The following is a 25712-nucleotide window of genomic DNA, read 5'->3' as shown; positions in this document are numbered from 1 at the left end:
TGATGGCACGATTCGGCTACACCTTGATGACGGAACAGGCAGGTCCGAAAGAACTGGTTCGCCACGCAGTTCGGGCCGAAGAAGTCGGCTTCGACTTCGAAGTGATGAGTGATCACTACTCGCCGTGGCTGACCGAGCAGGGGCATGCGCCCTACGCCTGGTCGGTGCTGGGGGCAGTCGCCCACGCCACCGAGCGAGTCGGTTTGATGACGTACGTGACTTGTCCGACCGTGAGGTACCACCCCGCCGTCGTCGCTCAGAAAGCTGCGACGATCCAGATCCTCGCGGACGGACGCTTCACCTTAGGGTTGGGAAGTGGCGAGAGCCTGAACGAGCATGTGGTTGGCGAGGGTTGGCCGTCCATCGACACTCGGCAGGACATGCTGCAGGAGGCGGTCAGCATCATTCGTGCACTGCTCGCCGGAGATCTGGTGAGCTGGAAGGGGGAGTACTTCGACGTTCAATCCGCCAGGATCTGGGATCTCCCGGAGAACCCGGTTCCTCTGGCGCTGGCCATGTCCGGTGACAAGTCTGTCGAGCGTTTCGGTCCGATGGCCGACGATCTGATTGCCGTGCAACCGGATTCGGAACTTGTACACCTCTGGAAGCATGTGCACGGCCGGGCATACGGATTGGCTCCCGCAGGCCGGACCATCGGTCAGATTCCGATCTCGTGGGATCCTGATCGCGACACGGCAATCGCTCGCGCTCATCAGCAGTTCCGGTGGTTCGGCGGAGGGTGGTCCGTGAACTCCGAACTGCCGACGCCGGCAAGCTTCTCCGGAGCGACTCAGTTCGTGCGCAAAGAGGATGTAGCTGAAAGCATCCCGTGTGGTCCCGATCTGGATGTGATCGTCGAGGCGGTCAAGGCATACACGGACGCCGGATTCACCGATGTGGCACTGGTACAGATCGGTGGAGATACCCAAGACCGATTCTTCGACGAGGCGGCCAAGCCGCTGCTCGAGGCTCTGCACGTCGAATTGGGTTGATCGAGAAGATCAATCGAGTTCCGCCGAGCGGGCTCTTGTCGAGCCGAGCACTACCGCCGTGCAGCCGTGCCTGCTGCGCGACGAGGGCCAAACCCAAACCGCTTCCGGCGTCGCCCCCACCGGTACCACGAACAAATCGTTCGAACATCGCTTCCCGTTCCGACGGCGCGATCACGGTGCCGTTGTCGTCGACGAATACCGTCGCCGAACCGGTGGCAGCCCCTGATCGGACGGTGATCTCGACTTCGTCGGCATTGCCGTGCCGAACGGAATTGGTGACGGCGTTGGTCAGCACCAGACGGATACCCGCGGGAAAGGCCTGAACCGAAAGTTCTTCCGGTGCTTTCAAACGAACGTCGACCTGCGGGTGCAGACGGCCTGCGTCAGCGACGGCGCGATCGGCAACCTCCACGAGATCGACGTCGGCACAATCCTCGGGATCGGCCACTTCACCCAGGGCGAGCGTCTCGAGATCGGTCAGGGTGCGCTCGATCTGGCGCTGCGCCTCCAATAATTCGCTGGACAGTTCGCGCCGTTGGCTTTCCGTGAGATCCAGTGTCGCGAGAACTTCCAGATCGGTACGCATCGACGTGAGAGGTGTGCGCAGTTCGTGGGCGGAGACGCGAGCGAAATCGCGTGCCGACTCCAACGCCTCCTCAGTGCGGCTTCGATCGCTGTCGATGCGACTGAGCATGCTGTGGATTGCTTCGGACAGTTCTTCGGCTTCGCGCGTGCCACGTACCGACGGTGCCCGGCGCGAGAGTCCTTCGACGTCGAGATTGTTGCCGATCGAACTGGTGGTCTCGGTCAATTGCTGTAGAGGCCGGACGGCACGGCCCGTGAGGAACCAGCCGAGCCCGGCCGCGGCGAGAATGGCCACCACCGCCGCAGCGGCCACCTGGACCTGCTGCTCACGAATTGCCTGGGTCAGTGGGTCTTCGGGGATGCTGACGGCGAGTGCGGCGCCGCTGTCACCGGGCACCAGAACATCCCGACTGCGGACATCAGTGGTAGCCAACGCACTGATGGTCGTGGCATTGAAGCCGGGGTCGACGACAAGTGGTTGTGTTGTTACGGTTGGTGTTTCGATGAATAATGGGCTCGGCGCACTGGCTGCGACGCCCAGGGTGACGGAATCGAGAGTGCGTTCCAGCTGTTCGGATCCGTTGACGCGCAAGAAGACCGCGAATGCAATTCCGATCGCGGCAATCACGATTCCGGCGGCTAGACCCGAGGCGATGGCTACCCGGGTCTGAAGTGACAGCGGCCGCTTCATCGTTCGGCCCTGAGGACGAAGCCCACTCCACGCACCGTGTGGATCACGCGGGGCGCCCCGTCGACTTCGAGTTTCTTCCGTAGATAGGTGACAAAGACGTCGACGACATTGGTGTCGGCCGCGAAGTCGTAACCCCAGACGAGTCGCAGGAGTTGTGCGCGACTGAGTACGACACCGGCATGCTCGGCGAGTGCCGACAACAGGTCGAACTCTCTTTTGGTGAGTTCGATTCGCCTACCGTCGATGTGCGCTCGATGGCCACGGAGATCGACCGTCAGCGGTCCCACCGTGATCGGATGGTCGACCGACGGAGTGGCTCGCGTCGTGCGTCGAAGCAAGGCATTAAGTCTGGCGACAAGCTCCGCCAACTCGAAAGGTTTGGTGAGGTAGTCGTCGGCGCCCGCCTCCAGCCCCGCGATGCGGTCTCCCACGGAACTTCGGGCGCTGAGTACGCAGATGGGAACCTCGTTGCCGATCGCGCGCAGGGCTGTCACGACTCCGACGCCGTCGAGGCCGGGCATGTTGACGTCGAGAACAAGTGCGGCCGGACATTGCTTGTTCACCGATGACAAGGCCGATCGTCCGTCGACGGCCGTCGCCGTGTCGAAGCCCGACAATCGGAGTCCACGTTCGAGCGAATTCAGAACCTTCGCGTCGTCGTCAACGATCAGGATGCGCTCGCGTGTACTCACCCCAGCCATGGTGCCATCGGATTGCGACCTGGGGCCTCGCTCAGAGCGAGGGCCGTCGAATTCTCATCAACTCCTAAGAAACCGACAACAGATCTGCAGTGTTGGCTTCATAACCTCGGGTTTCTCGGATGCGACCGCGCCGAGAATTCGAGAACGTTCGATCAAGGAGAACAACGATGACGCGATTGAAAGTGAACGGCAAGCGGGCCCGCCGGACCGGTGTGGTGGTGGCGTCCGTGGCGGTCCTCGGTATGGCCGTGGCGCCGGGAATCGCCTGGGCTTCGAACCCGATTTCCGACGGATCGCCGGTGGCGGTGCGATCGATCGCGACCGCTCCGTCCGAGGCTGGTGTGGCACCGGAAGTAGCGTGTGGTGCCGCGACGCCGATTTCCGACGAGGAGCTGCAGAAGCTCATAGACGAGGGCAAGGTCGTGCGCGCGGAGGAGGCCGGTACAGCCGCAATCACGATTGAAGTACCTGGCGACGCCGCGACATTCATTGCGCGTGAAGGGGTGCCGGCGTTGCCGACCGTCGTATGGGCTCCGACCACCGAGGGTGTTCCGGCAGAGGTGCTCAACATGGCAGGCGTCGCTCCGCTGGAGGAAGGCGCTGCCCTGTCATGCACGGTTGCTGCGGGCTGACGAGCGAAAGAAGCTCCGCATGAACCGCTTTGACCTGGAACGGTACGGCCGTACTCAACCGGGTCCGGAGGATGGTCAACCCTGTCGGTAGCACTTGCTACGTTCGGGGCGGTCTCGGCGAGCATGCCGGGACCGTCGCCGACGGCGTCATGTGTGTGGTGTCTCGCAGAGGGTGCGGTACGGCCTGATGTGGGGCGCGTTTCGAAAGGTGTTGTGTTTCATGGTCATGGGCCCCACCCACGCGATGTCCGGTGCTGCTGTGGGGTTGGTGGTTGCAGAGTTGTTGCCTCTCGATTGGGGAGGGCCCACATCCACCGCTGAAACCTTGACCTTTGCCGGTGTGTGCGCCGGAGCCGCCTTGCTTCCCGACCTCGATACCGGTCAGTCGACGGTTTCCCGATCATTCGGTCCTCTCAGCAAAGCGCTGGCCAAGGGTATCGACGCAATTTCGGTGACCTTCTACCGCATCACCAAAGGTAAGAAGGACGGCAAGCGTCGTGGTGGGCATCGGACGCTCACGCACACCGCACTGTTCGCCGCCGGGCTGGGTGCCGGGGTCTCGGCGCTGGTTGTTCAGTTCGGGAAGCCCGCCATCATCATCACGCTGTTCTTCTGCCTCGGGTTGGCCATCCGAGGATTGGCGGGTGAATTGGCCAAGGAGAAGGGTTGGCTCGCGGTCTCCGCCGTTGCGTTGGTGCTCTCTGCCCTCACCTGGCAGTGGTATCCGAGTGAGGCCGGATCTACCGGGCTAGGTGTTGCGGTGGCACTGGGCTGCGCCACGCACTGTCTCGGCGATGCGATCACCAAAGAGGGAGTGCCGTTTCTCGCGCCCCTGATTCCGCTCGGCGGCAAGCGATGGTGGGAACAACGGCTGCCGTCATTTCTGTCCATCCGTGCAGGTGGGAACCTCGAGAAGGTCCTGATCGGGCCGGCGCTGACGGTCCTGACGGCCTGGTTGATCATCAGTGCTTTCGACGGCGCCCCGGAAGCGATCTATGCCGTCTTCGCTCCGATGGTGCAGTGAGCTTCGGAAATCTTTTATTACGGAACCACTGGCATCGTAATCATATTTGTTCTACGTTCGTCCCTGACATGAACCGAGTCGGCTGACGGAGTGAGCAGTGGTGCACCAATCAGAGCGCAAGGCAGAGCACAGCTCGAGAGAAGACGGTGTGAGCCGGCGCGGATTTCTCGCAGCGAGTGCCGGCGCAGCTGCTCTCGCGGGCATTTCCTGGGCACCGGCGGGAGCAGTTCCCTGGGGTTCGGCATCGACCATCGCGCCCCCGCCCGGATTTCCGTCAGACATTCCGTTGTCACAGCAGGCATACGCGAACTGGTCGCGAGAAATCATGCTCGACAGCGTGTGGACAGCGACGGCACGTCACAGCGACGACGTCGTCACCCTCGCCAACTGGGCGTTCGACAATGGGTACACAGTGCGTGCGAAGGGAACGATGCACGGCTGGAGCCCGTTGACGGTGGTGCCCGGCGCGCCTTCGGATCGAGTTCTACTGGTCGATACGATGGCGAACTTGAATTCGGTTGTGGTGCAGCACGGCACACCCGCAACAGTCATGGCGGGCGCCGGCGCCAGTATCGAAGCGATTCTGACAGCGCTCGAGCGAGAAGGGCTCGGCTGGGCCAACTCTCCAGCGATCGGTGAGCTGTCCATCGCCGGGGCACTCGCGATCGGTGCTCATGGGGCAACATATCCGGCGGTGGGGGAGACGATCACCCCTGGCCAGTCGTACGGGTCGCTGAGCAACCTGATCGCCGAGATCACGGTGGTGGCGTGGGACGAAGGCAGCAATCGATACGCACTGAAGACCTTTCACCGATCAGACGTCGAGAGCACCGCCTTCCTGACCCATCTGGGTCGAACCTTCGTCACCTCCGTGACGCTGCAGGCCGGCGAGAACTATCGACTTCGATGCCAGAGTTTCACCGACATTCCGTGGCAAGAACTCTTTGCCGCTCCCGGATCGCCAGGGCGCACCTACGAGAGTTTTGTCGCGAAATCCGGAAGGGTGGAGGCGATCTGGTTCCCGTTCACGCAAACACCGTGGCTCAAGGTCTGGACACCGACCCCGGTCAAACCGCCGGAGTCCCGAGAGGTGAGCGGGCCGTACAACTACTTCTTCTCCGACGCGATTCCCGAAGAAGTCACCACCCCGTTGGGGCTGGTGGCTCAGGGTCTTCAAGCTGCGACGCCACTGTTCGGTGCCTCTCAGTTCGGCGCTGTAGCAGCAGGATTGGTGCTGACCGACACCGACGATCTGTGGGGCTGGTCAAAGGATGTTCTGTTCTACCTGCGGCACACGACGTTGCGCGTAGTAGCGGGCGGCGGCGCGGTGATCACCAAGCGGTCAAACATCGGCCGAGTCGTCCACGAGATGACGAATTGGTTGAACGAGCGAATGACGCACTACGCGTCGATGGGGCAGTATCCCGTCAACATGCCGTTCGAAGTGCGTCTCTGCGGTGTCGACGATGACGGCGAGGTGTTGGTCGACAGCGCCGGAGTGCCGGATCTGTCAGCGGTGCGGCCGCGGGCGGATCGTCAGGACTGGGACACGGCGATCTGGATGAACGTGGTCTCGATTCCTGGCACCGCGGGATTGCCCGCGTTCCTTCGCGAAATGGAACGGTGGATGGTCGCGAACTACTCCGGCGATTACGCGACTTTCCGTCCGGAGTGGTCCAAGGGGTGGGCATTTACCGATCAGGTGGCGTACCAGGACGACGAATTCCTCACCAGCACAGTGCCTGCCACCTTCCGTGCCGGTGGCGACGGGAATTGGGACTTCGCTCTCGCCACTCTGGACGAACACGACCCGCACCGCGTATTCAGCAATACGTTCCTCGACCGCGTATTGCCACCCAGCTGAATCTCCTACTGCGGAAGCGGTTTGCGCCAACACACGTCGGTGACACGGATACGCTGATTATTGTCGCCGTTCCAATCGACGCTCAGCCCCTGGGCTCGGAGTGCATCAGCTACCTGGCGCCCGACTGTCTGATCGGTGTGCGCGATCATGTGTGCCTTGGCGGTTTCGTCGCCGCCGAAAGCGGCGGCGATCAGCGCGGGATCGAGATCGTGGGCAGGACGAAACGCACTGTAGGACAAGTAGAGATCGGACGGCTCGTCGCCGAGACGCTCCGCATCTTGCATGTGGAAGAACGTGTACGCCCACTGAGCAAAGGGATACCCGTTCTCGTCGGGTTCGGACGGCGTGCGTTCGTCGTCGATTTCGGTAGTGCCGCACTGCATGCAGCAGGTGAAGTTCATCCGGGCCACGATGCCGTTGCGCTCGAGTTCGGCGAAGGCTGCGGATACGCGCTCGAAGTCGCCGGGAGCCGTCCACTGCATCTGCTCCACAACTCTTTGGTCCCAGACGTCACGCACTACTGCGTCGATCTGTCTGCCGAGTTCGTCGTTCTCGAAACCGCCCTCGACACAGTCTCGGGCGGCTTCGCAGATTTCGTCGAACGTCGCGAAACCAGGGACTAGCAGTTCGCGCGCTTGCTCACGGACAGCGACGATGTCAGCCTCACTGAGCACCGGTGCTGACCGTCGTGACTGTGCTGACCGTGACTGCGCTGACCGTGACCAGGGCAATCGCATACCGGCACCGTACTGCACCTATCCGGCCGTCAGGCGACGTCGGCTGGTGCTTTCGTTTCCTCCTCGCTTGACGGGGCAGGCTTGTTCGGGATGAGCGCGGTGGCGATCAGGCCCACCACGACAAATCCGGCCGCAAGGTATCCGCCGAGTGTGATGCCGTGAGTCATTGCAGACTGGGCAGCGTCGGCGACGAAAGCGGTGTTAGGTGACTCGGCCAGCGAGTCGATGGCGGCTCCCGCGCTGTCGGTGACTGCCCGCGTCAACTGATCAGCCTGAGCTTGGCCGACACCGGATTCAGTGAGGTCGTTGTTCAGCGTCGAATTGAGAGTGCTGAAGAAGACAGTGGTGAGGACAGCGATGCCCAGTGCGGATCCGAGTTGGCGGAACGCACTCTGAATTCCGGAGCCTTGACCGGCGCTCTGCTCGGGAATCTCCTCGAGTACGACGTTGGTCACCTGCGCAGTCGCAAAACCGACGCCGATGCCGTAGAAGAAGAGCACTGCTGCGATAGTCCACCAGGGGCTGTCTGTCGCGGCGATGAATCCGAGACCGGCGAGACCAAGCGCTTCGAGGGCCAAACCGATACGGACCAAGCCCAACGGCGAGACCTTCGATGCCATTCCGAAGCTTGCTCCGCTGGCGACAAAGCTGCCGATGGCAATGGGAACCAGCGCGAGCCCTGCCTGGAGTGCGCTGTATCCGAGCGTGAACTGAAGCCAGAGAGGAAGCACCGCAACGATTCCGAACTCACCGAGTCCGATGATCAGCGTCGCGATGTTGCCGTTGCGGAACGACGAGATGGAGAACAACCGTACGTCCATCAGTGCCCGCGACGGATCGTCGCTGCGGGTGAGCATGGTTTGACCGTAGGCGAACGCACCGAGCGACAGAACGGCGAGAACCAACGCCACCAGAACCGGCGACGGTCCGCTGGACCATGACAGACCGAATAGATCGAAGGGTTCCTTCGTGGTCAGCCACCCGTACGTGCGTCCCTCGACGAGGCCGAAGGCCAGCAGTCCGAGCCCGGCGATGGACAGTGCCGCTCCGGTGGCGTCGATACGCCCAGCGGTGCGCGGGGAGGGTGCGATGAACAGCACTGCGCCGATGAGAATGAGCGCAGCCAGCGGAATGTTGATGCCGAATGCCCAACGCCACGAAGCATGTTCGGCAAGCCAGCCACCGAGCAATGGGCCTAGGGCGGAGGCGGCACCGATGGTGGAACCCCAGACTGCGAAGGCCTGGCCGCGGGCTTTGCCAGTGAACATCGCGTTCAGCAGCGACAGTGAGGTGGGCAGGATCATGGCCGCGCCGGCGCCCTGCAGGAAACGCGCCAGGATGAGCAGACCGCCGTTCGGTGCCAGTCCGGCCAGCAGGCTCGTTGCGCCGAAAACGACGACGCCGGCGATGAAGATGCGACGCGCACCGACCAGATCGGCAACTCTGCCGACCACTAGCAGAAGTGCCGCGAACACGATTGCGTAGGACTCTTGGATCCATTGAGCCTGAACGGAATTGATCCCGAGATCTTCGATGATCGAGGGAACTATGACGTTGACGATGGTGGTGTCGACGACGATCAGTGCCACGCCGAGTGCAATGGCGATCAGGCCCAACCACTTGCGGGTGGTGGGTGAGATGTTCACGAATAAACCTCCATTGTGAAGTAACTTCATGATGAAGGTATATTTGAGGCGGTAAGTTGTCAACGTGCGCGCTGGGCTCGACCGGCCGCCGTCTGGCACAGGAAAGGTGGGATCACGGGGTGGAGGCACCGCGCGACATCTCCGTGGAGCGGGAGCGGCTGATGGACGAATTCCGCGCGTACGGTGGCACGTTCTCCGAATTCAGCCATCGATTCGCGTCGTGGCTCGGGCTGCATTCCACCGATGCAACTGCCCTGATGGAAATCACCGCTGCCGAGGAGAAGGGTACGCCACTCTCGCCTGCGCGCCTCGCGGAGCGGATCTCGCTGACGTCGGGCGCAACCACCGCGTTGCTCAATCGTTTGGAGAAGGCGGGACACATCGTCAGGACCCGCGAGAATGCAGACCGTCGCGTGGTCACGCTGCACAGCAGTGCGCATGTGCAGGATCTGGCGGACGAGTTCTTCGGGCCCCTTGCCGTGCGACTCGACGCCATGATGGCGAAGTACCCGCCCGAACTGCTCAGTCGATTCGAGGAATTTCTCGTCGACCTGCACTCGACGATGAACGAACACCTCGAGCAGGACAACCGCTGAACAAAAAACGCCGCTCGACTCCGGAGAGTCGAGCGGCGGTCTTGGCTTCGGTGACGGTTACTTGCCGAGCTTGGCTTGCAGGTCGTCGAGAACCAGGCCGGCGCCTGTCGGGCCGAGGCCCAGGAACCAGGTCTCGTCGCTCACCTCGGTGGCGCGGCCTTCCTTGACTGCGTCCATGCTGGCCCACAGCGGGCCGGCAACGACGGTGGCCTGGCCGGTGTCGGCAGGATTTCCGTAGCTGGAGTAGAAGATTCGGTCACCCTCTGCCTCGGCGATCGTTTCCGGGCTGACCTCGACGGCCAGCTCGTTGATGTCCTGGATCGCCGGGCGGGGCAGGCCGACGTCTTTCAGGATGACGCCGATGAACGACAGGTTGCCGTACAGGCGCAGCTTCCCGGACATGAATCGAACCAGAGAGATGGTCGGCGAACCGTCGATCGACTCACGGACCTGATCCGCGTGCGTCTGGTAGTCGTTGAGGACCTGCTCAGCCTTGGTCTCTTCGCCGAGTGCGTCAGCGGCAAGGAGGAAGTTCTCCTTCCACGGGAAGCCGGGGCGGATGCTGAAGACCGTCGGCGCGATTGCCGCGAGCTGCGGGTAGAGCTTGTCCTGGCGCAATTTGCTGCCGAGGATCAGATCGGGCCGCAGTGCGGTGATCGCCTCGAGGTTGAGGTTGTTGGTCGTGCCCACGTCGGGGACTCCGACCAACTTGTCGGCCAGGTACGACGGCTGACCGGCGGCACTTTCCGGGCTGGCGATGCCGACCGGGGTGATCCCGAGAGAAAGAACCTCGTCGAGTTCGCCGCTGTCGAGGACGACGACGCGGGTCGGCTTGGCCTCGAGGATGGTCTCGCCCAGCGCGTGGGTGATCGTGCGAGGGAACTCGCCGGGCGCGACATCGCTGCCGAGCTTCGCGGTTTCCGTGTCGGCAGTGCTGAACAGCTTGCCGCCGGTTGCGACATCGGTATTGCCGTTTGCGTTGCCGCCGGCGTCGGAAGAACCGCAGGCAGTAGCGGCAAAAACGGTCGCCAGGGCAACCATGGCGACCCGGACCGACGTGCGGCTCCGGAGAGTGGTGCGTGAATGCATTAGGCTACCCTACCTTTCCCCTATGGGCTTGGTCAGGGAGGTATCCGCACCGTCGATACCAGGTGAACGGCGCGTCAGGTCTCGCTCAGCGGGAGCTCAACGCAATTCGGGTCGACAGAAGCCAATCCAGCGCTCCGTTCCACCGGCCGTCCACCGAGGACACCGGCCCAGAAGGTCATCAGTTCTGCAGGTGACGAGCAATCGACCACCACTTCATCGACAACCCCGATCGCCGGTTCACAACTCCGCCCGTACTGCCGTCACAACCACGGCTCGATCGGCTTCTTCACCCACATGATCTTCTCGTCCGGATGCTCGCGCCGAGCCTCGGGGCGGTCTGGGTTAGCGGCTGACCACACGGCCTTCTCGTCGAGCAGTCCAGCCGCGATCGTCCAAGTTTCCCGTGTGCTCGGCGGATTGGCCCCGGCCGCCCGCGCGAGCTTGCGAAGTCGATCGTCAGGCATATCGAGTAACTCCCCGCTGCTGATGCCGCGATCCCAAGCGAACTTGGCGAGACCGACCGCCTTCTCCCGCCGACTTCGGCTGGCCATGTCGTTATGCGCGAAGTCTGGTTCGGACGCCATGTGATCACCCTTTCATTCAGGCCCATCGCATCAGGCCGCCACGTTAGACAGGCACTAATCGGGACATTCGAACGCGCGCCGAAGCCCCTCGTTTTCGACTCTATCCGGCGGTGCAAACCACTCATATTTGCCACGATGACGAGTAATGTTCGGCAAATATATAAGCAAACCGTGTGGTTGGCTTGGACGGAGGCGGGGCGAGTGCGTTCGAATCAACTGTCGGCGCTCGATTTCAGTGAACTGATCGGGAATCAGGAGTGCCGGTCTACCGACGTCTTGTCCGTCTACCTCTTCGACGCTGTCCCTGGGGAAACGCCTGGGCGAGCCGAGGTACTGTCCCTCCTTCGATCACGGGCATCACGCATTCCTGCGTTGAGGTGGTCCGTAGCCAAGTCCCCGGGTGGGTTCAACTTTCCGTACTGGCACGACTCGGCTGAGTTCGTCATCGAAGATCACTTGACCGATGAGCTCGAATTGGAGACGTGGGACCAATTCCTCGCCTTCGTTGGCACGGTTTCCGAGAGTGTCAGAGATCTGTCCGAATGTTTGTGGCGTATTCACATCGTCAGGGGCGTCGCCGACGCACCCAACGTGAAGGGGGAGGCTCTCGCCGTGGTGTTGGAAGCATCTCACGCGCTCGGCGACGGACTCGCATACAACGCGATTGCCCGAGAGTTGTTTTCGTCGTCACCGCTACCGGAGGATGTGCCGCGTCTCGAAGTGCCGAACCGGTGGGTGTCCGCGATCGTCGGGTTGTCAGGGACGCCAGGGCGTCTCGCACGAGCATTCCTCGCTCTACGCCAATATCGTCGACTCGCTCCACGGAGTTTCGACGCTGTGCCTGTGTCATTTTCCGGCACTCGAGCGTTGGGGGTAGTGACTCTCGACGTAGCGCTCGTGCGTGAGGCGAAGAGTGCGTGGCCAGGCACGACCGTTACGAGTATCGCGCAGACCATCGTGGCTGCTTCTCTGGACGAGTACTTCGGCGATCGTGCTCCGAGTGCGCTGTGGGTCATGGCCGCTGCACCCGAGGGAGCGCCGGTTCGTGGGCGAAATCGGCTGGGCGCGTACCAAATCGAGACCGCACGTGGAGAAGCGTTGGCGCAGCGAGTCGTCACGGTCGGGCAGAACAACCGCCGAGCACGCTCGAGGTGGGTTGAAGAATATGCCGCTTCTACCAAGCTTCTGCAGGCCATCCCGGCGTTGGTCGTTCGGCAGCGTCCATTGGAACAAGCGCGTTTGCATGCCGTAGTGAGCAGTATTGATCGAGGGGAGGCCACCATGACGCTGTCCTCAGCCCGGATTGTCTGGACAGCAGATTTTCCCTATGTCTCGCCCGGTATGCCGATCAGTCATGGAGTTTATTCGATCGGTGACGTGTTGACTATCTCAGTTCTCAGTGGAACGGATGCTATTGACGACATACGTGATTACGTCGAGATACTGGAAACGAATGCAGCGTCGGTTTTAGCGTGCCTTGAACGGGGAGCCGGTGGGGTGCTTACGCCGGTCGACTCCTCGATCGCCGATCAGTGGGCTGACTGACGGCGGGACGAACTGACGGCAGCGAAGGAGTTGCATCAACCCGAAGACCTACCCGGGGGAGGCACACAGCGGGGGAGGCACACAGCAATCGAGGCCCTGCCGCGTGAGCGGAAGGGCCTCGATTGCTGTTCTTCACTGTCGGGGTGGCGGGATTTGAACCCACGACCTCTTCGTCCCGAACGAAGCGCGCTACCAAGCTGCGCCACACCCCGTGTCGAACCTCGGTTAGCTTACATTACCGAGTCGACTGACATTAAATCCGCAGGTCAGTTGCGTAGAACCGACGCTGGAGACTCTGCGGAACCGTGCGCGGAGACGTGCTCGGGTTCGCGCCTGGTGGCCGGAACCAGAGTGAGCAGAGTTGCCTCGGGGCGACAGCAGAAGCGTGCCGGCGCCCACGGCGAAGTGCCGATGCCCGCGGAGACGTGCAGCTGGGTGTGCGCGCCCCACTTGGACGGCCCCTTGACCCGGGATCGGTCGATCTGGCAGTTCGTGACCAGCGCGCCGTAGAACGGCAGGCACAGCTGACCACCATGCGTGTGGCCGGCGAGCACCAGGTCGTAGCCGTCGTCGGCGAACCGGTCCAGAACTCGCGGTTCGGGCGAGTGCGTCAGACCGAGCTTGAGCTGGGCGACGGGGTTCGGTGTTCCGGCGACGGTGTCGTAGCGATCGCGCTTCAGGTGCGGATCGTCGACGCCGGCGGCTGCGATGCGAATACCGGCCACTTCGAGTTCGCGGCGCACGTGAGTCATGTCCAGCCATCCACGTTCGGTGAAGGCAGCACGCAGGTCACCCCAGGGGAGGGGATCCCCGGTGATGCGCTTGTCCTTGTTGAAGATGTAGCTCAGTGGGTTCTTCGGTTTCGGGGCGAAGTAGTCGTTGCTGCCGAAGACGAACAGGCCCGGCCGAGCTAACAGATCTCCGAGCGCCTGGACCACTGCCGGAACGCTGCGCTGGTGAGACAAGTTGTCGCCGGTGTTGACCACGAGGTCGGGGTCGAGACCTTCGAGCTCACGCAACCAATTCTGTTTCAACCGTTGGTTCGGCATCATGTGTAAGTCGCTGAGATGGAGGACCCGCAGCGACGACGAACCGGGCGCCAGGACTGGCATCGTCACCTCACGCAGTGCAAATGCATTGCGTTCGATGCCGGATGCGTACCCGATCCCGAGTGCAGCGGCGCCCGCGGCACCAAGTGCGGCGCGGGTCAGGTTGGTGCGGAACTGGTCAGACACCCCTCAAGGATACGGGTGTGGCCTTCTTCTGCGTCGCTCTCGCCGCCTTTTACAGCTATTCCACAGAGAATTGTGTCCGGGCGGAGGTAACTATCGGCACGCTCGAAACGCCGAGCGCGTAGCGTTTCCACCATGTCCGACACGACACCATCGCTCAAAGCCACCCTCCGAACCGACATGGTTGCGTCCATGAAGGCGAAGGATCCGCTACGTACAGCCACCCTTCGGATGCTCATGGCAGCCGTCCAGACCGAAGAGGTGGCCGGTAAGGAAGCGCGCGTCCTCACCGACGAAGAAATCATCAAAGTCCTTGCAAAGGAATCGAAGAAGCGCGGCGAATCGGCCGAGATCTACACCGAGAACGGTCGCGGTGAGCTTGCCGCGAAAGAGCGTGCAGAAGCTCAGATCATCGACGAGTACCTGCCGACGCCGTTGACCGACGCCGAGCTTGTCGACGTCGTCGACACCGCGCTTGCCCAGGTTTCCGAGGAGCTCGGTGAGCGTCCGGGTATGCGTCAGATGGGCCAGGTCATCAAGGCTGCCAACGCGCTGGCCAAGGGCAAGGCCGACGGCGCACGTATCTCTGCAGCAGTGAAGTCCCGCCTGTAGAAGCGCGCCACCAGAAACCGAAAACGGCCGCGATCTCCGAGTCACTCGGAGATCGCGGCCGTTCTTGTTTCATGGCCGTCAGTTCGGCGGGGTCCCCGCAGGCGGTGCGGGTTCACCTCCGGGCGGAGTCGCGTCCGGAGGAGTCGCGCCCGGTGCCGGGGCCGCGGGGGATGCGGGTGCGGCCGGAGCCCTCACGGAACCGTCGCTGATGTAGATCGTGACGGTCGAACCTGGGATCGCGGACCCGGACGGCGAAACTCCGGTGACCGTTCCCGCGCGCGCTCCGGACGCCGTCGTCACGGAATTGACCGTGAAGCCGGACGCCTGCAACCTCGACGTCGCCGCCGACTGGCTCAGGCCGACAACCTCGGGAACCTGGCCGTTCTGCGATCCCCGTGCGTACTTCTCGTCGATCGGAGGCAGTGAGGTAGGCCCGAAGTTGTTGGCGACCGGGTTCATTGCCGCGAACCAGGATCTCGCCGGTTCGGTACCGCCGTACAGGTTGCCGCTGTAGCAGGGGCGCAGCGGGCTAGAGCAGATCTCGCCGGGCGTCGGGGAGTCGCCGAAGATGTAGACGGCAGCAGCGAGGTTGTTGGTGAAGCCGAGGAACGCCGAGGACTTGTGGGTCTCGGTGGTACCCGTCTTGCCCGACATCGGCAGGCTCCATCCGGCGCTGCTTGCAGCTCCGGCAGACGTACCGGCGCCGACGTCGTCACGGCTCATGGCGTTGGCGAGGGTGTCTGCCAAGCCGGGCTCGACAACCTGCTCACAGCCCTGCTCGGTGACGGCCACCGGCTTGCCGTAGCGGTCGAAGACCGAATCGATGGGACTCGGCGGGCACCACTTGCCGTGCGAGGCGAGAGTGGCCGCGACGTTGGAGAGTTCGAGCGGGTTGATCCAGGTGGGGCCCAGGGTGAACGAACCGAGGTTCTGTTCCTTCTGGAAGTCGGCCATGCTGCGCTCGTCGAAGCCCGAGGTAGAGGTATTGGGATCGGCGTACGAGCGCATACCGAGACGGACAGCCATGTCGACCGTCGGCGTGACACCGGTTGCCTCGATGAGCTTGACGAAAGCGGTGTTGGGGGACTGTGCGAGCGCGTCGGTCACGGACAGCGTCGGCGGGTAGTTGCCCGCGTTCTCCACGCAGTACGTCGAGACCGGGCATCCGGCGGCGCCGCCGCTACCCATGCCCTTGGCTTCGAAGCGCTTGGGTACGTCGAGGGTCGCGTTGATGCCGAGACCCTTCTCCATCGCCGCAGCCGTCGTGAAGATCTTGAAGACGGAACCCGCACCGTCACCGGCAAGGGAGTACGGCTGCGCCTGGACGGTTTCGTCGGCGTCTGCGTTGAGTCCGTACGTGCGACTGCTGGCCATCGCGATGACCTTGTGTGAATCCTGACCGGGTCTGATCACGTTCATGACGTTGGCGATGCCGTCGAGGTTGGCGCTCGCGTTCGCATTCAGGCCGGCTTTGGTGGATGCCTGCACCTGCGGGTCGAGAGTGGTCTTGATGAGGTAACCACCGTCGTTGATCTGGTCACGGGTGATCCCGGCGTCCGAGAGGTACTTCAGTGCGTAGTCGCAGAAGAACCCACGATCTCCCGCGGCGATGCAGCCGCGCGGCAAGTTGTTGGGAGTTTCCAGGACGCCGAGGGGCTCTTCCTTCGCAGCCCGGAACTCGTCGGCACGATCCGGAATGTTCGTGATCATGGTGTCGAGCACGGTGTTACGACGCTCGGTCACGCCCTCGACGTTTGTGTACGGGTTCAGCGCGGAGCTGGACTGAACCATGCCGGCCAGCATCGCGGACTGAGGAACGGTCAGATCTGCGGCATCGACGCCGAAGTAGGTCTGAGCCGCGTCCTGAATACCGAAGGATCCGTTGCCGAACGGTACGAGGTTCAGGTACCGGGTGAGGATCTCGTCTTTCGTGAGTTCCTTGTCCAGTGTCAGTGCCATCCGGATCTCGCGGATCTTTCGGGCCGGGGTGGTCTCGATGGCAGCGCGGCGCTCGGCATCCGTCTTCGCCACGACCAACAGTTGGTAGTTCTTCACATACTGCTGATCGAGCGTCGACGCGCCCTGCTGCACTTCACCGGTTGTCGTGTTGGTGAGGAAGGCGCGCAGCGTTCCTTGCCAGTCGACGCCCTTGTGGTCGGGGAACCGTCGGTCCTCGATGGAGACGATCGCCAACTTCATGTTGTTGGAGATCTTCTCGCTGGGGACTTCGAAGCGTCGTTGGTCGTAGAGCCAGGCAATGGGATTGCCTTCCGCATCGACCATGGTGGACACCGCAGGGACAGTGCCTTCGACCAGTTCGGCCGAGACGTTGTCGACGGTATCGGCGGCGCGGTTGGACGCGAATCCGAATCCGCCCGCCACTGGGAACATCACCCCTGCGACCAGGACACCCGCCAATGCGGAGCTTCCGGCGAGCTTCGCCACTGTTTTTGCAATCGACACGATCTACAGAGTACGTGTGCCCACCCATTGGAACCGGTTTCAGTGTTTTGGGGGTGTTCAAAACCTCCTGAACACGCGCTTTGTACTGCCGTACCAAAAAATGCCCCCGAGCGTCTTGCGCTAGGGCCGTTCTTTACCTAAATTGTGATCAGTGTGATCGACGTAACACTCGATCACGAATGTGTCTCGGCTTTCACCGTGCTACCGCGGGGACTGCTGAGATGGTGCGCTGCTCGCCCCATGGCGACGGTCAGACTTTGTAGAGGGGACCCAGAATGTACACAGCCACCCCGAGTAGCCGTTTGGACATCGAGCAGGCCGAGGCACGAATTGCCTGGGTAACTCAGGCGCGATGCCGCGAGGTCGACCCCGACCAACTCTTTGTACGTGGCGCCGCGCAGCGCAAGGCGGCCACCATCTGCCGTCACTGCCCGGTCCTCATGCAGTGCGGAGCCGATGCTCTCGACAATCGGGTCGAGTTCGGTGTGTGGGGCGGGATGACCGAGCGTCAGCGCCGTGCACTGCTCAAGCAGCACCCCGACGTCGACTCCTGGTCCGAGTTCTTCGAGGACCAGCGCCAGCATCACTCAGCAGTCTGATCCCGGCCGAACGGGGGATCAGCCCTTCCGAGTGAGCTGATCTCCCACCGCACGCAGCGCCTCGAGGTCCGAGACCTCGAACGGTAGCGACGGAACACCGATCAGCGGCACTCTCGGGTGAGCTGCAGTGAATCGGCTCAGCAAGGCGATTTCTCGCTTCGCGATCACTGCCCGATGGGCATGGATACGGAGAACAGCTGCGGTGAGGGCTTCGGCCTCGGTCGCATTTTCCTTCGCTTCCAGTTTGTCGGCGGCAGTCACCGCATGATCGGCAGGCAAGGCCGTCAATGTCGGGTGAGTGCGGTTGAGAACCAAACCGGCCAACGGCATCGAGTCGCCTGCAAGACGGTCGACAAAGAATGCCGCCTCGCGAAGAGCATCGGGTTCGGCCGCTGCGATCACCAGGAAGTGAGTCCCCGGCTGACGTAGCAACTCGTAGGTCTTCGTGGCGCGTTCACGGAAACCGCCGAACATGGAGTCGAGCGACTGCACGAATGCCGATGCATCCGAAAGCATTTGGCTTCCCACAATGGTCGAGACACCCTTCAGTGCCAACCCCATCGCGCCGGCCACGAGCCTGGTCAGGCCACGGCCGGGTGCAGAGAGCAGCCGGATCATCCGTCCGTCGAGGAACGTTCCGAGCCTCTGAGGAGCGTCGAGGAAGTCGAGCGCATTGCGTGACGGCGGGGTATCGACGATCACCAGATCCCACGCGTCGTTCGACGCCAGCTGTCCCAACTTCTCCATCGCCATGTACTCCTGCGTTCCGGAGAACGATGTGGCAACGGTTTGGTAAAAGGGATTCGCCAGGATCTGCTCGGCCTTCTCAGGGCTCGAATGCTCGATGACCATCTCGTCGAAGGTCCGACGCATGTTCAGCATCATCGCGTGCAGTTCACCCGTGGCCTCGGGACCCAGCTTCACCGGCTGCGGAGTGTTGTCGAGTTCGGCCACACCCAAGGCCTGCGCGAGGCGACGGGCCGGATCGATGGTGAGGACGACTACGCGTCGGCCCTCTTCGGCCGCACGCAATGCCAGCGACGCAGCCGTCGTGGTCTTGCCGACGCCACCCGCGCCGCAACACACCACGATCCGTGCCGTCGGGTCCTTGATGATCGCCGAAATATCGAGGGCAGGAGCTGCGCGTCGGCCGATCCTGGAACTGCCGACCGTCACGTTCTCGGTGGTCTCGGTCATCACACGCCCTGTTCCGTGAGGTATTCGGCCAGCTCGTAGAGCCCACCGAGATCGACGCCGTCGGCGAGTGCGGGAAGTTGCACCCGCGCGCCGTCGATCTCGCGGAGCTTCTCTGCACTGGATTCTTGAGCTTCGAGCACCGAAGCATGTTCGATCGTCTCGGTGAGCAGGCCTGCGAAGTCGTCGTCGGATAGATCGATGCCGACGTCGGAGAGCGTCGACCGGATCGAAGCGGCGTCGATATTGCCGGCCGCGGCACCAGCGAGTTGATCTTCGGGCAAGAACCTCGGGCTGGCGCGATTGACGATGATGGCACCGAGGTTGAGGTCGTCACGCGCCAGTTCTGCGGCGGCGTCGGCAGTTTCCTGAACGGGCAGCGCTTCGAGCAGCGCAACCAGATGTACGACGGTTTCCGGCGAGTGCAGCAGGCGAACGACGCCTTCACTCTGTGAGTGCACCGGGCCGCCCTTGGCGAGATCGGCCATCGCCTTGGTGACGTCGAGGAAGCTGCCGATGCGTCCAGTCGGGGGAGCGTCGACGACAACGGCGTCGTACACGCGCTTGCCGGTTCGATCGGTGCGGATGACGCACTCCTTGATCTTGCCGGTGAGCAGAACGTCGCGAAGACCGGGGGCGATGGTCGTGGCGAATTCGATAGCGCCGAACTTACGCATCGCTCGGCCGGCGAAGCCGAGGTTGTAGAACATCTCGAGGTATTCGAGGAACGCGGTCTCGATGTCGACGGCGAGAGCCATCACTTCACCGCCACCTTCGGCGGCCGCGACCTTGGTCTCCTGCGGTGGAAGCGGCGGTACGTCGAAGAGCTGCGCGATTCCCTGACGGCCCTCGACCTCCACGAGGAGAACGCGCTTGCCGCCTTCGGCCAACGCGAGCGCCAACGCGGCGGCAACCGTGGACTTACCGGTTCCGCCTTTACCCGACACAAAGTGCAGGCGGGCCTTCGTCGCAGACTCGGGCCAGGTCCTGCTCATCTCATCTTGGGATGCAACCACACCGCGAGCCTATAAGTCCGGGGCCGAAGATGTACGCGGGATAGGCTCAGCGCATGAGCGAAATAACTTCCTGGGAATACACCGTGACTCCGTTGCTGGTCCACAATCCGAAGGCAATTCTCGACAACTGGGGCGTCGACGGCTGGGAACTCGTCGCAGTCCTGCCGAGCGCGTCGGGCGAGCAGCACGTCGCGTACATGAAGCGTCCGAAGGGCTGAATCACATGGCAGAGGCAACACAGACCTGGTCGGAGCGTCTCGCCGAACTGGGCATCGCACTTCCCGCCGTCGCGGCACCCGTCGCTGCGTACGTTCCCGCGGTTCGCAGCGGCAACCACGTGTACACGTCGGGCCAGCTCCCGTTCGTCGACGGAAAACTGGCGCTGACCGGCAAGCTCGGCGCGGGCGTGTCGGATGAGGACGCCAAGGCCGCGGCACGTACCTGCGCGCTCAACGCTCTTGCTGCCATTGACGCGCTGGTCGGCATCGACAACGTCGTCCGCGTCGTGAAGGTCGTCGGTTTCGTGGCATCCGCCGAAGGATTCACCGGTCAGCCCGGCGTGATCAACGGCGCTTCCGAATTCCTCGGCGAGGTGCTCGGCGACGCCGGCATCCACGCTCGTTCGGCTGTCGGAGTGGCAGAACTTCCCCTCGGCTCACCCGTCGAGGTGGAACTGATCGTCGAAGTTCGTTGATGTCGACGGTCCATCCCGCCTACGCGCAGCTTCGCCGCGTCACCGACATCGCTTCGGTCGCGCTCGAGAACAATCCGGGCATGATGACGCTGGACGGTACGAACACCTGGATCCTGCATGCTCCCGGCAGCGTCGAGTGTGTTGTCGTCGATCCAGGCGACAACGACGAGGAACACCTGCAACGTGTCGCTGGGGTCGGTCCGGTAGCGCTGACCTTGATCACGCACCGGCATTACGATCACACCGGCGGGGTGGACCGTTTCCACGAATTGACTTCGGCTCCAGTGCGTTCCGTCGACCCCACATTTCTGCGTGGGGGCGGCTCGGCACTTGTCGACGGTGAAGTGATCGAGGTCGCGGGCCTGAAGTTGCGGATCCTCGCGACTCCGGGGCACACCGCTGACTCGGTGTCGATCGTCATCGAGAACGATGCGAGCGTGCTGACTGGCGACACCATTCTCGGTCGTGGCACGGCAGTTCTCGACGATTCCGACGGCGATCTGGGGGATTACCTCACCTCGCTGCGATCTCTGGCCGCGCTCGGCGAAGGATTGACGGTTCTTCCCGGGCACGGTCCGGACCTGCCCGATCTGCAGGCGGTTTCGCAGCAGTACCTGGCTCACCGCGAGGAGCGTCTGGATCAGATACGGGCGGCTCTGACGACGTTGGGGGAGTCGGCATCGGTCCGCGAGGTTGTCGAACACGTCTACGCCGATGTGGACCCGAAGCTGTGGCCGGTCGCGGAAAAATCCGTCAACGTGCAGTTGGCGTATCTGCGCCGCTGAGGCGCTCCGCGCCGACATCGGGAGCTGAGGCGAGTAGCCGAACTGCCGCCACCTATGCCGATCGAGGTATAGCTGGCGGCAGTTTTTGCATTTGTTTGATATGGGTCACGGGCCAATAGTTAGTGCATGACCTCACAATGCGACGGATGGATCCGCAATTACGTGGACGGCTCCTATGTCGAACCCGACGAGTCGTCGAGCTTCGATCAGGTTGACCCCGCAACGGGCCGTGTTCTCGCCCGGGTCCACGAGGCCGACAAGGTCCTGGTCGATCGAGCGGTGACTTCCGCCAGACGTGCTCTGGACAACGGATGGGCCGATACGCCGGTTCGAGAGCGGACGGCTCTGCTGAGGCGGGCCGCCGACCGGATCGAGGAACGATTCGAAGAGTTCGTCGCCGCAGAAATGGCGGACACCGGTAAGCCGATCACGCAGGCACGAGAACTCGACGTCGCGCGTGCCCTGACGAACTTCCGCACCTTCGCCGACATCGTCGCCGCTGCCGGCCAGGAATCGTTTGTCACCGATCTCGCGGGTGGCAAGCAGGCGCTGAACTACGCGATCCGCAAGCCGCTCGGCGTGGTCGCCGTCATCGTTCCGTGGAACCTGCCGCTGCTTCTCCTGACCTGGAAGGTTGCGCCCGCGCTCGCGTGCGGAAACTCCGTGGTGGTCAAGCCTTCCGAGGAGACCCCGGCGACTGCGACGTTGCTGGCCGAGGTGCTCGAAGAGGTCGGCCTGCCTGCCGGCGTCTACAACGTCGTCCACGGATTCGGCGCGAACTCGGCCGGCGAGTTCCTCACCACGCACCCCGGTATCGACGGCGTCACCTTCACAGGATCTTCGGCAACCGGTTCCCATGTCATGAAAACCGTTGCCCCGCGAGTTCGCCCGGTCTCCTTCGAGCTCGGCGGCAAGAATGCCGCGATCGTGTTCGACGACGTCGACATCGACGAAGCGCTGACGGGTCTGACCAAGTCGGTGTTCACCAACACCGGCCAGGTCTGCCTGTGCACCGAGCGGGTATACGTGCACCGCAGCATTTTCGACGACATCGCCGGTGGACTCGTCGAGCGGGCAGCAGGATTGCGTCTGGGCGACCCGACGCTCGATGCGACGACGACCGGTCCGCTCATCTCGCAGGCGCACCGGAAGAAGGTTCTCGACTACTTCGAGATCGCCGAGCAGGAAGGCGCGAAAGTACTGACCGGCGGCGGTATTCCGGATCTCGGACAGGAACTGTCGGGCGGATCCTGGATCGAACCCACCCTGTGGACGGGCTTGACCAACAAGGATCGTGCCGTGCGCGAGGAGATCTTCGGACCCGTCGCAGCACTTATTCCGTTCGACACCGAAGCCGAAGCGATCGCCCTGGCGAACGACACCGAGTACGGCCTGGCTGCCTCCGTGTGGACCAACGACCTGCGCCGCGGACACCGCGTCGCGCAGAAGATGAACGTCGGAATCTCCTGGGTCAACACATGGTTCACCCGTGAACTGCGATCTCCGTTCGGCGGCATGGGCCTGTCCGGCATCGGACGTGAGGGCGGCGAGTCCTCGCTGCACTTCTACACCGAACCGACAAACGTGTGTGTGCAACTGTGAACATCGAAACCGCAAAAGTTCTCCAGAAATGAGCGAGGCGTGATGACAGCCCCCGAAGACACCGTATCCGCACTCGCCCGTCGCCTCGACGACGCTCAGCAGAGTCGCACCGACACCCTGAGTCTCGCCGACGATCACACCATCGGCATCGACGAGGCCTACCGGATCCAGAACGAACTTCTCGAACGACGCACCCGTCGTGGTGAATCGATTGTGGGCATCAAGCTCGGCTTCACCAGCAAAGCGAAGATGGCGCAGATGGGTGTCTCCGAGGTGATCGTCGGTCAGTTGACCGACGCGATGTGCGTGAGCAACGGCGGCGAAGTGGACCTGACGACGTTCATTCATCCCAAGATCGAACCCGAAGTGGCATACCGCCTGTCGAAGGACATCGATCTCGACGATCCGAACGTTGATATCGAAACCTGCGTCGACGCACTGGCTCCCGCGATGGAGATCATCGACTCGCGCTACCGCGACTTCCGGTTCACCTACACCGACGTGGTCGCTGACAACACCAGCGCCGCCGGGTACGTGATCGGGCGTTGGCTGCCGCTGCAGAACGTCGAGGACCGTTCCGTGCGTATGGAAGTCGGCGGCGAGACGGTAGTCGGTTCCACCTCGGCCATTCTCGGCGACCCGGCACGTGCACTGCATGCACTGCTTGACATCGCTCGTCGACGCCGAATCCCGTTGCGCGCCGGTCAGGTAATTCTGGCCGGTGCCGCCACAGCAGCTGTGCGACTCGACGAGGGCGTCGCGCAGTGCAGCATCGACGGCCTCGGGACCGTCACGGTGAAAGGTGTGAAGCGATGAGTGGTGCGCAGGTCATCGAGAAGCTGGCAAAGCCGCGCGGAAAGTTCCCGCATGTCAAGGTGGTCGGCGACTTCGTCTACGTCTCCGGTACCAGTTCGCGTCGGCCCGACAACACCTTTGTCGGCGTCGAGGTCGACGAGATGGGGACCACGGCGCTCGACATTCGGGCGCAGACCCGTGCCGTCATCGAGAACATCGCGGCGATTCTTGCCGAAGTGGGCGGAGAACTGAGTGATCTGGTTCAGGTCACCTCGTACCTGGTGTCGATGAACGACTTCGGTGGATACAACGAGGTGTATGCAGAACTGTTCGACGAAAACGGTCCGACGAGAACGACTGTGGCTGTTCACCAACTGCCCCACCCGCACCTGCTCATCGAAATTTCCGGCGTGGCGTACGTGCCCGCCGCCAAGCGCTCAGCGTCCGAAGATTCCAAGCGCTCAGCGTCCGAAGATACGGAGAATGCATCATGACCACGATTCCTCCCGTCATCGACTTCAAGAAGTGGATCGACGACAACCGCCACCTCCTGCAGCCGCCCGTCAACAATCAGACGATGGCGCTCGGAGACGATTTCATCGTGCAGGTCGTCGGCGGCCCCAACCAGCGGACCGACTACCACCTCGATCCGTACGAGGAGTGGTTCTACCAGCTCGAAGGCGACATCCACGTCAACGTCATGACCGAAGACGGTCCTCAGCGTGTCGACATTCGTGAGGGCGAAACCTGGTTGCTGCCGGGAGACATTCCGCATTCGCCGCAGCGTCCCACCGCGGGCTCGATCGGCCTGGTCATCGAACGCGTCCGCAAGGAAGGCACGCTCGAGAAGTTCCAGTGGTACTGCCTCGAATGCGATCACAAGATTCACGAGGTCGAACTTCAGGTGCGCGACATCGTGGCCGACCTGCCGCCGGTGTTCGTCAAGTTCTACGAGAGCGAAGAAGCCCGCACGTGTGACAAGTGCGGCACGCTCCATCCCGGCAAGGGCTGAGCGATGAGCAACCTGATCGACATCCACACCCACTACGTGCCCAACGGGTGGCCCGATCTGACCGAAGACGCGGGGCCGCAGGCGCCGTGGCTGAAGGTCGAGTCGGAAACCGAAGCCATGATCATGATGGGCACCAGGGAGTTCCGCCGCATCCAGTCCGATGCCTGGGACGCCGAGGTGCGGCTTCGGGACATGGATGCCGACGGCGTGCACACGCAGGTCGTCTCGCCCACTCCGGCGTTTTTCAACTACGCCCGGAGCGGCGAGCAGGCAAGTCGCATTGCACGGATCTTCAACGACCTCGCTCTCGAGATCGTGGAGCCGGCAAAGGATCGGTTGATTCCGTTCTGCCAGGTGCCTTTGCAGGACACCGACGCCGCGTGCCGTGAGCTCGAGCGGTGCATCGCAAACGGGCACCGCGGTGTCGAGATCGGCAATCACGTCGGCGATCTGGACCTCGACAGCGAAGGCGTGGTGACGTTCCTTCAGCACTGTGTGTCGCTGGACGTGCCGGTATTCGTGCATCCGTGGGACATGGCCAACTCGCCGCGCCTCGATCGCTGGATGGCGCAGTGGCTGACCGCGATGCCGGCCGAAACGCATCTGTCGATACTCGCGCTGATTCTCGGTGGTGTGTTCGACAAGATCGACGATCGTCTCAAGATCGGATTTGCGCACGGTGGTGGATCTTTCGCGTTCTGGTTGGGCCGGATGGAAAACGCCTGGCACGGCCGCAACGACATCATCGGTACGTCGGAGTTCCCACCGTCGCATTACCTGGGAAGGTTCTACGTGGATTCCGTCGTCTTCGACGAGCGAGCGCTGCGACTGCTGGTGGACACGGTGGGGGTGGACCGTGTGATGGTGGGTAGTGACTACCCGTACCCCTTGGGGGAGCGTCCGGTCGGTGAGGTGGTTCGCAAGAGCGAGTTCTTGGACGATACTGCGCGCCAACTGATCTCGCGGGGGAATGCCGAACGCTTCCTGGGTCTCGTCTGAGACCCCGGCTATACCCATTCCGG

27 protein-coding genes and 1 tRNA gene are annotated in these 25712 nt (G+C 62.8%); 16 read left to right on the top strand and 12 right to left on the bottom strand.

The genetic code is table 11. The annotated features are described in order from the left end of the window. Positions 1 to 2: 2 nt before the first annotated feature. A complete protein-coding gene (locus R4P65_RS11215; RefSeq protein ID WP_007732341.1) occupies positions 3 to 992 on the top strand; it encodes an LLM class F420-dependent oxidoreductase in 990 nt (329 codons plus the stop codon). Here R4P65_RS11215 and R4P65_RS11210 read toward each other — a convergent pair. Continuing rightward, the gene (locus R4P65_RS11210; protein ID WP_317826535.1) at positions 889 to 2268 is read right to left on the bottom strand and encodes a HAMP domain-containing sensor histidine kinase; all 1380 of its coding nucleotides are present in this window, start codon (positions 2266 to 2268) and stop codon (positions 889 to 891) included. The genes R4P65_RS11215 and R4P65_RS11210 overlap by 104 nt on opposite strands. Continuing rightward, entirely contained in the window at positions 2265 to 2969 is a 705-nt protein-coding gene (locus R4P65_RS11205) for a response regulator transcription factor (RefSeq protein WP_317826534.1), read from the bottom strand. Before R4P65_RS11205 ends, R4P65_RS11210 begins: the two co-directional genes overlap by 4 nt. 167 nt (positions 2970 to 3136) lie before the next feature. Here R4P65_RS11205 and R4P65_RS11200 point away from each other — a divergent pair, with 167 nt between their 5' ends. The 3 genes from R4P65_RS11200 to R4P65_RS11190 all read left to right on the top strand — a co-directional run bounded on the left by R4P65_RS11200 (position 3137) and on the right by R4P65_RS11190 (position 6489). Further along, complete coding sequence (locus R4P65_RS11200) at positions 3137 to 3601, top strand: light harvesting protein subunit alpha (protein ID WP_317826533.1); 465 nt, start codon at positions 3137 to 3139, stop codon at positions 3599 to 3601. Between the two features lie 220 nt (positions 3602 to 3821). Further along, positions 3822 to 4625: a metal-dependent hydrolase gene (locus tag R4P65_RS11195; RefSeq protein WP_047270024.1), complete on the top strand. Its 804-nt coding sequence runs from the start codon at positions 3822 to 3824 to the stop codon at positions 4623 to 4625. A gap of 97 nt (positions 4626 to 4722) precedes the next feature. Beyond that, positions 4723 to 6489: a cholesterol oxidase substrate-binding domain-containing protein gene (locus R4P65_RS11190; protein ID WP_317826531.1), complete on the top strand. Its 1767-nt coding sequence runs from the start codon at positions 4723 to 4725 to the stop codon at positions 6487 to 6489. A gap of 5 nt (positions 6490 to 6494) precedes the next feature. Here the strand turns inward: R4P65_RS11190 and R4P65_RS11185 are convergent, their stop codons facing one another. Continuing rightward, positions 6495 to 7163, bottom strand: coding sequence for a DUF6891 domain-containing protein (locus R4P65_RS11185; RefSeq protein WP_317826530.1), 669 nt, complete (start codon positions 7161 to 7163; stop codon positions 6495 to 6497). A gap of 92 nt (positions 7164 to 7255) precedes the next feature. Beyond that, positions 7256 to 8872 (bottom strand): DHA2 family efflux MFS transporter permease subunit, encoded by a 1617-nt coding sequence (locus R4P65_RS11180; RefSeq protein ID WP_317826529.1) that lies wholly within the window; start codon positions 8870 to 8872, stop codon positions 7256 to 7258. Between the two features lie 119 nt (positions 8873 to 8991). Here R4P65_RS11180 and R4P65_RS11175 point away from each other — a divergent pair, with 119 nt between their 5' ends. Continuing rightward, positions 8992 to 9468 (top strand): helix-turn-helix domain-containing protein, encoded by a 477-nt coding sequence (locus tag R4P65_RS11175; RefSeq protein WP_317826528.1) that lies wholly within the window; start codon positions 8992 to 8994, stop codon positions 9466 to 9468. A gap of 57 nt (positions 9469 to 9525) precedes the next feature. On the opposite strand, the gene R4P65_RS11170 is transcribed toward R4P65_RS11175, so the two are convergent. The 3 genes from R4P65_RS11170 to R4P65_RS11165 all read right to left on the bottom strand — a co-directional run bounded on the left by R4P65_RS11170 (position 9526) and on the right by R4P65_RS11165 (position 11141). After that, positions 9526 to 10557, bottom strand: a complete 1032-nt coding sequence (locus R4P65_RS11170; protein WP_317826527.1) for an iron-siderophore ABC transporter substrate-binding protein — start codon at positions 10555 to 10557, stop codon at positions 9526 to 9528. A 74-nt stretch (positions 10558 to 10631) separates the two neighbouring features. Continuing rightward, positions 10632 to 10766, bottom strand: a complete 135-nt coding sequence (locus tag R4P65_RS33145; RefSeq protein ID WP_411742537.1) for a hypothetical protein — start codon at positions 10764 to 10766, stop codon at positions 10632 to 10634. A gap of 51 nt (positions 10767 to 10817) precedes the next feature. After that, the gene (locus tag R4P65_RS11165) at positions 10818 to 11141 is read right to left on the bottom strand and encodes a hypothetical protein (protein WP_230816533.1); all 324 of its coding nucleotides are present in this window, start codon (positions 11139 to 11141) and stop codon (positions 10818 to 10820) included. Between the two features lie 201 nt (positions 11142 to 11342). On the opposite strand from R4P65_RS11165, the gene R4P65_RS11160 reads away from it, so the two are divergent. Continuing rightward, positions 11343 to 12686: a wax ester/triacylglycerol synthase domain-containing protein gene (locus R4P65_RS11160; protein WP_317826526.1), complete on the top strand. Its 1344-nt coding sequence runs from the start codon at positions 11343 to 11345 to the stop codon at positions 12684 to 12686. A gap of 138 nt (positions 12687 to 12824) precedes the next feature. On the opposite strand, the gene R4P65_RS11155 is transcribed toward R4P65_RS11160, so the two are convergent. Both R4P65_RS11155 and R4P65_RS11150 read right to left on the bottom strand, forming a co-directional pair. Continuing rightward, positions 12825 to 12898 (bottom strand) — tRNA-Pro (locus R4P65_RS11155). A gap of 54 nt (positions 12899 to 12952) precedes the next feature. Then, entirely contained in the window at positions 12953 to 13921 is a 969-nt protein-coding gene (locus R4P65_RS11150) for a metallophosphoesterase (protein ID WP_230816531.1), read from the bottom strand. Between the two features lie 132 nt (positions 13922 to 14053). Here R4P65_RS11150 and R4P65_RS11145 point away from each other — a divergent pair, with 132 nt between their 5' ends. After that, the gene (locus R4P65_RS11145) at positions 14054 to 14530 is read left to right on the top strand and encodes a GatB/YqeY domain-containing protein (RefSeq protein ID WP_230816530.1); all 477 of its coding nucleotides are present in this window, start codon (positions 14054 to 14056) and stop codon (positions 14528 to 14530) included. 78 nt (positions 14531 to 14608) lie between these two features. On the opposite strand, the gene R4P65_RS11140 is transcribed toward R4P65_RS11145, so the two are convergent. Continuing rightward, on the bottom strand, positions 14609 to 16975 hold the full coding sequence (locus tag R4P65_RS11140) for a transglycosylase domain-containing protein (protein ID WP_317826802.1): 2367 nt from the start codon (positions 16973 to 16975) through the stop codon (positions 14609 to 14611). A 293-nt stretch (positions 16976 to 17268) separates the two neighbouring features. On the opposite strand from R4P65_RS11140, the gene R4P65_RS11135 reads away from it, so the two are divergent. After that, the gene (locus R4P65_RS11135) at positions 17269 to 17592 is read left to right on the top strand and encodes a WhiB family transcriptional regulator (protein WP_007732375.1); all 324 of its coding nucleotides are present in this window, start codon (positions 17269 to 17271) and stop codon (positions 17590 to 17592) included. Positions 17593 to 17610: 18 nt separating this feature from the next. Here the strand turns inward: R4P65_RS11135 and R4P65_RS11130 are convergent, their stop codons facing one another. Both R4P65_RS11130 and R4P65_RS11125 read right to left on the bottom strand, forming a co-directional pair. Beyond that, a complete protein-coding gene (locus R4P65_RS11130; RefSeq protein WP_317826525.1) occupies positions 17611 to 18789 on the bottom strand; it encodes an ArsA family ATPase in 1179 nt (392 codons plus the stop codon). Next, entirely contained in the window at positions 18789 to 19781 is a 993-nt protein-coding gene (locus R4P65_RS11125; protein WP_230816528.1) for an ArsA family ATPase, read from the bottom strand. Before R4P65_RS11125 ends, R4P65_RS11130 begins: the two co-directional genes overlap by 1 nt. A 74-nt stretch (positions 19782 to 19855) precedes the next feature. On the opposite strand from R4P65_RS11125, the gene R4P65_RS11120 reads away from it, so the two are divergent. From R4P65_RS11120 to R4P65_RS11085, 8 genes are all read left to right on the top strand, one after another. After that, positions 19856 to 20020: a hypothetical protein gene (locus R4P65_RS11120; RefSeq protein WP_003943454.1), complete on the top strand. Its 165-nt coding sequence runs from the start codon at positions 19856 to 19858 to the stop codon at positions 20018 to 20020. 5 nt (positions 20021 to 20025) lie between these two features. After that, on the top strand, positions 20026 to 20496 hold the full coding sequence (locus R4P65_RS11115) for a RidA family protein (protein ID WP_003943508.1): 471 nt from the start codon (positions 20026 to 20028) through the stop codon (positions 20494 to 20496). After that, entirely contained in the window at positions 20496 to 21281 is a 786-nt protein-coding gene (locus R4P65_RS11110; protein WP_317826524.1) for an MBL fold metallo-hydrolase, read from the top strand. Before R4P65_RS11115 ends, R4P65_RS11110 begins: the two co-directional genes overlap by 1 nt. A 126-nt stretch (positions 21282 to 21407) precedes the next feature. Then, the gene (locus R4P65_RS11105) at positions 21408 to 22883 is read left to right on the top strand and encodes a 2-hydroxymuconic semialdehyde dehydrogenase (RefSeq protein WP_317826523.1); all 1476 of its coding nucleotides are present in this window, start codon (positions 21408 to 21410) and stop codon (positions 22881 to 22883) included. Positions 22884 to 22925: 42 nt separating this feature from the next. Further along, complete coding sequence (locus tag R4P65_RS11100) at positions 22926 to 23699, top strand: fumarylacetoacetate hydrolase family protein (protein WP_317826522.1); 774 nt, start codon at positions 22926 to 22928, stop codon at positions 23697 to 23699. After that, a complete protein-coding gene (locus R4P65_RS11095; protein ID WP_317826521.1) occupies positions 23696 to 24172 on the top strand; it encodes a RidA family protein in 477 nt (158 codons plus the stop codon). The genes R4P65_RS11100 and R4P65_RS11095 overlap by 4 nt, the downstream gene beginning before the upstream one ends. After that, positions 24169 to 24690, top strand: coding sequence for a 3-hydroxyanthranilate 3,4-dioxygenase (locus R4P65_RS11090; RefSeq protein WP_003943511.1), 522 nt, complete (start codon positions 24169 to 24171; stop codon positions 24688 to 24690). Before R4P65_RS11095 ends, R4P65_RS11090 begins: the two co-directional genes overlap by 4 nt. A gap of 3 nt (positions 24691 to 24693) precedes the next feature. Continuing rightward, positions 24694 to 25689 carry an amidohydrolase family protein gene (locus tag R4P65_RS11085; RefSeq protein ID WP_317826520.1) on the top strand — a complete coding sequence of 332 codons (996 nt, stop codon included), beginning with the start codon at positions 24694 to 24696 and terminating at the stop codon, positions 25687 to 25689. The last annotated feature ends 23 nt before the right edge of the window (positions 25690 to 25712 follow it).

The sequence above is a fragment of the Rhodococcus sp. IEGM 1318 genome, assembly GCF_033142465.1.
In the GTDB taxonomy this organism is placed as follows: domain Bacteria; phylum Actinomycetota; class Actinomycetes; order Mycobacteriales; family Mycobacteriaceae; genus Rhodococcus_F; species Rhodococcus_F qingshengii_B.
The sequence above is the reverse complement of the archived record's forward strand: the minus strand, read 5'-3'. Positions and strand labels throughout refer to the sequence as shown.

Coding starts and splice junctions, on each gene's coding strand:
- R4P65_RS11215 (WP_007732341.1), top strand. CDS start 3: ATGGCACGATTCGGCTACACCTTGATGACGGAACAGGCAGGTCCGAAA.
- R4P65_RS11210 (WP_317826535.1), bottom strand. CDS start 2,268: ATGAAGCGGCCGCTGTCACTTCAGACCCGGGTAGCCATCGCCTCGGGT.
- R4P65_RS11205 (WP_317826534.1), bottom strand. CDS start 2,969: ATGGCTGGGGTGAGTACACGCGAGCGCATCCTGATCGTTGACGACGAC.
- R4P65_RS11200 (WP_317826533.1), top strand. CDS start 3,137: ATGACGCGATTGAAAGTGAACGGCAAGCGGGCCCGCCGGACCGGTGTG.
- R4P65_RS11195 (WP_047270024.1), top strand. CDS start 3,822: ATGGTCATGGGCCCCACCCACGCGATGTCCGGTGCTGCTGTGGGGTTG.
- R4P65_RS11170 (WP_317826527.1), bottom strand. CDS start 10,557: ATGCATTCACGCACCACTCTCCGGAGCCGCACGTCGGTCCGGGTCGCC.
- R4P65_RS11165 (WP_230816533.1), bottom strand. CDS start 11,141: ATGGCGTCCGAACCAGACTTCGCGCATAACGACATGGCCAGCCGAAGT.
- R4P65_RS11145 (WP_230816530.1), top strand. CDS start 14,054: ATGTCCGACACGACACCATCGCTCAAAGCCACCCTCCGAACCGACATG.
- R4P65_RS11135 (WP_007732375.1), top strand. CDS start 17,269: ATGTACACAGCCACCCCGAGTAGCCGTTTGGACATCGAGCAGGCCGAG.
- R4P65_RS11130 (WP_317826525.1), bottom strand. CDS start 18,789: ATGACCGAGACCACCGAGAACGTGACGGTCGGCAGTTCCAGGATCGGC.
- R4P65_RS11125 (WP_230816528.1), bottom strand. CDS start 19,781: ATGAGCAGGACCTGGCCCGAGTCTGCGACGAAGGCCCGCCTGCACTTT.
- R4P65_RS11120 (WP_003943454.1), top strand. CDS start 19,856: ATGAGCGAAATAACTTCCTGGGAATACACCGTGACTCCGTTGCTGGTC.
- R4P65_RS11115 (WP_003943508.1), top strand. CDS start 20,026: ATGGCAGAGGCAACACAGACCTGGTCGGAGCGTCTCGCCGAACTGGGC.
- R4P65_RS11110 (WP_317826524.1), top strand. CDS start 20,496: ATGTCGACGGTCCATCCCGCCTACGCGCAGCTTCGCCGCGTCACCGAC.
- R4P65_RS11105 (WP_317826523.1), top strand. CDS start 21,408: ATGACCTCACAATGCGACGGATGGATCCGCAATTACGTGGACGGCTCC.
- R4P65_RS11100 (WP_317826522.1), top strand. CDS start 22,926: ATGACAGCCCCCGAAGACACCGTATCCGCACTCGCCCGTCGCCTCGAC.
- R4P65_RS11095 (WP_317826521.1), top strand. CDS start 23,696: ATGAGTGGTGCGCAGGTCATCGAGAAGCTGGCAAAGCCGCGCGGAAAG.
- R4P65_RS11090 (WP_003943511.1), top strand. CDS start 24,169: ATGACCACGATTCCTCCCGTCATCGACTTCAAGAAGTGGATCGACGAC.
- R4P65_RS11085 (WP_317826520.1), top strand. CDS start 24,694: ATGAGCAACCTGATCGACATCCACACCCACTACGTGCCCAACGGGTGG.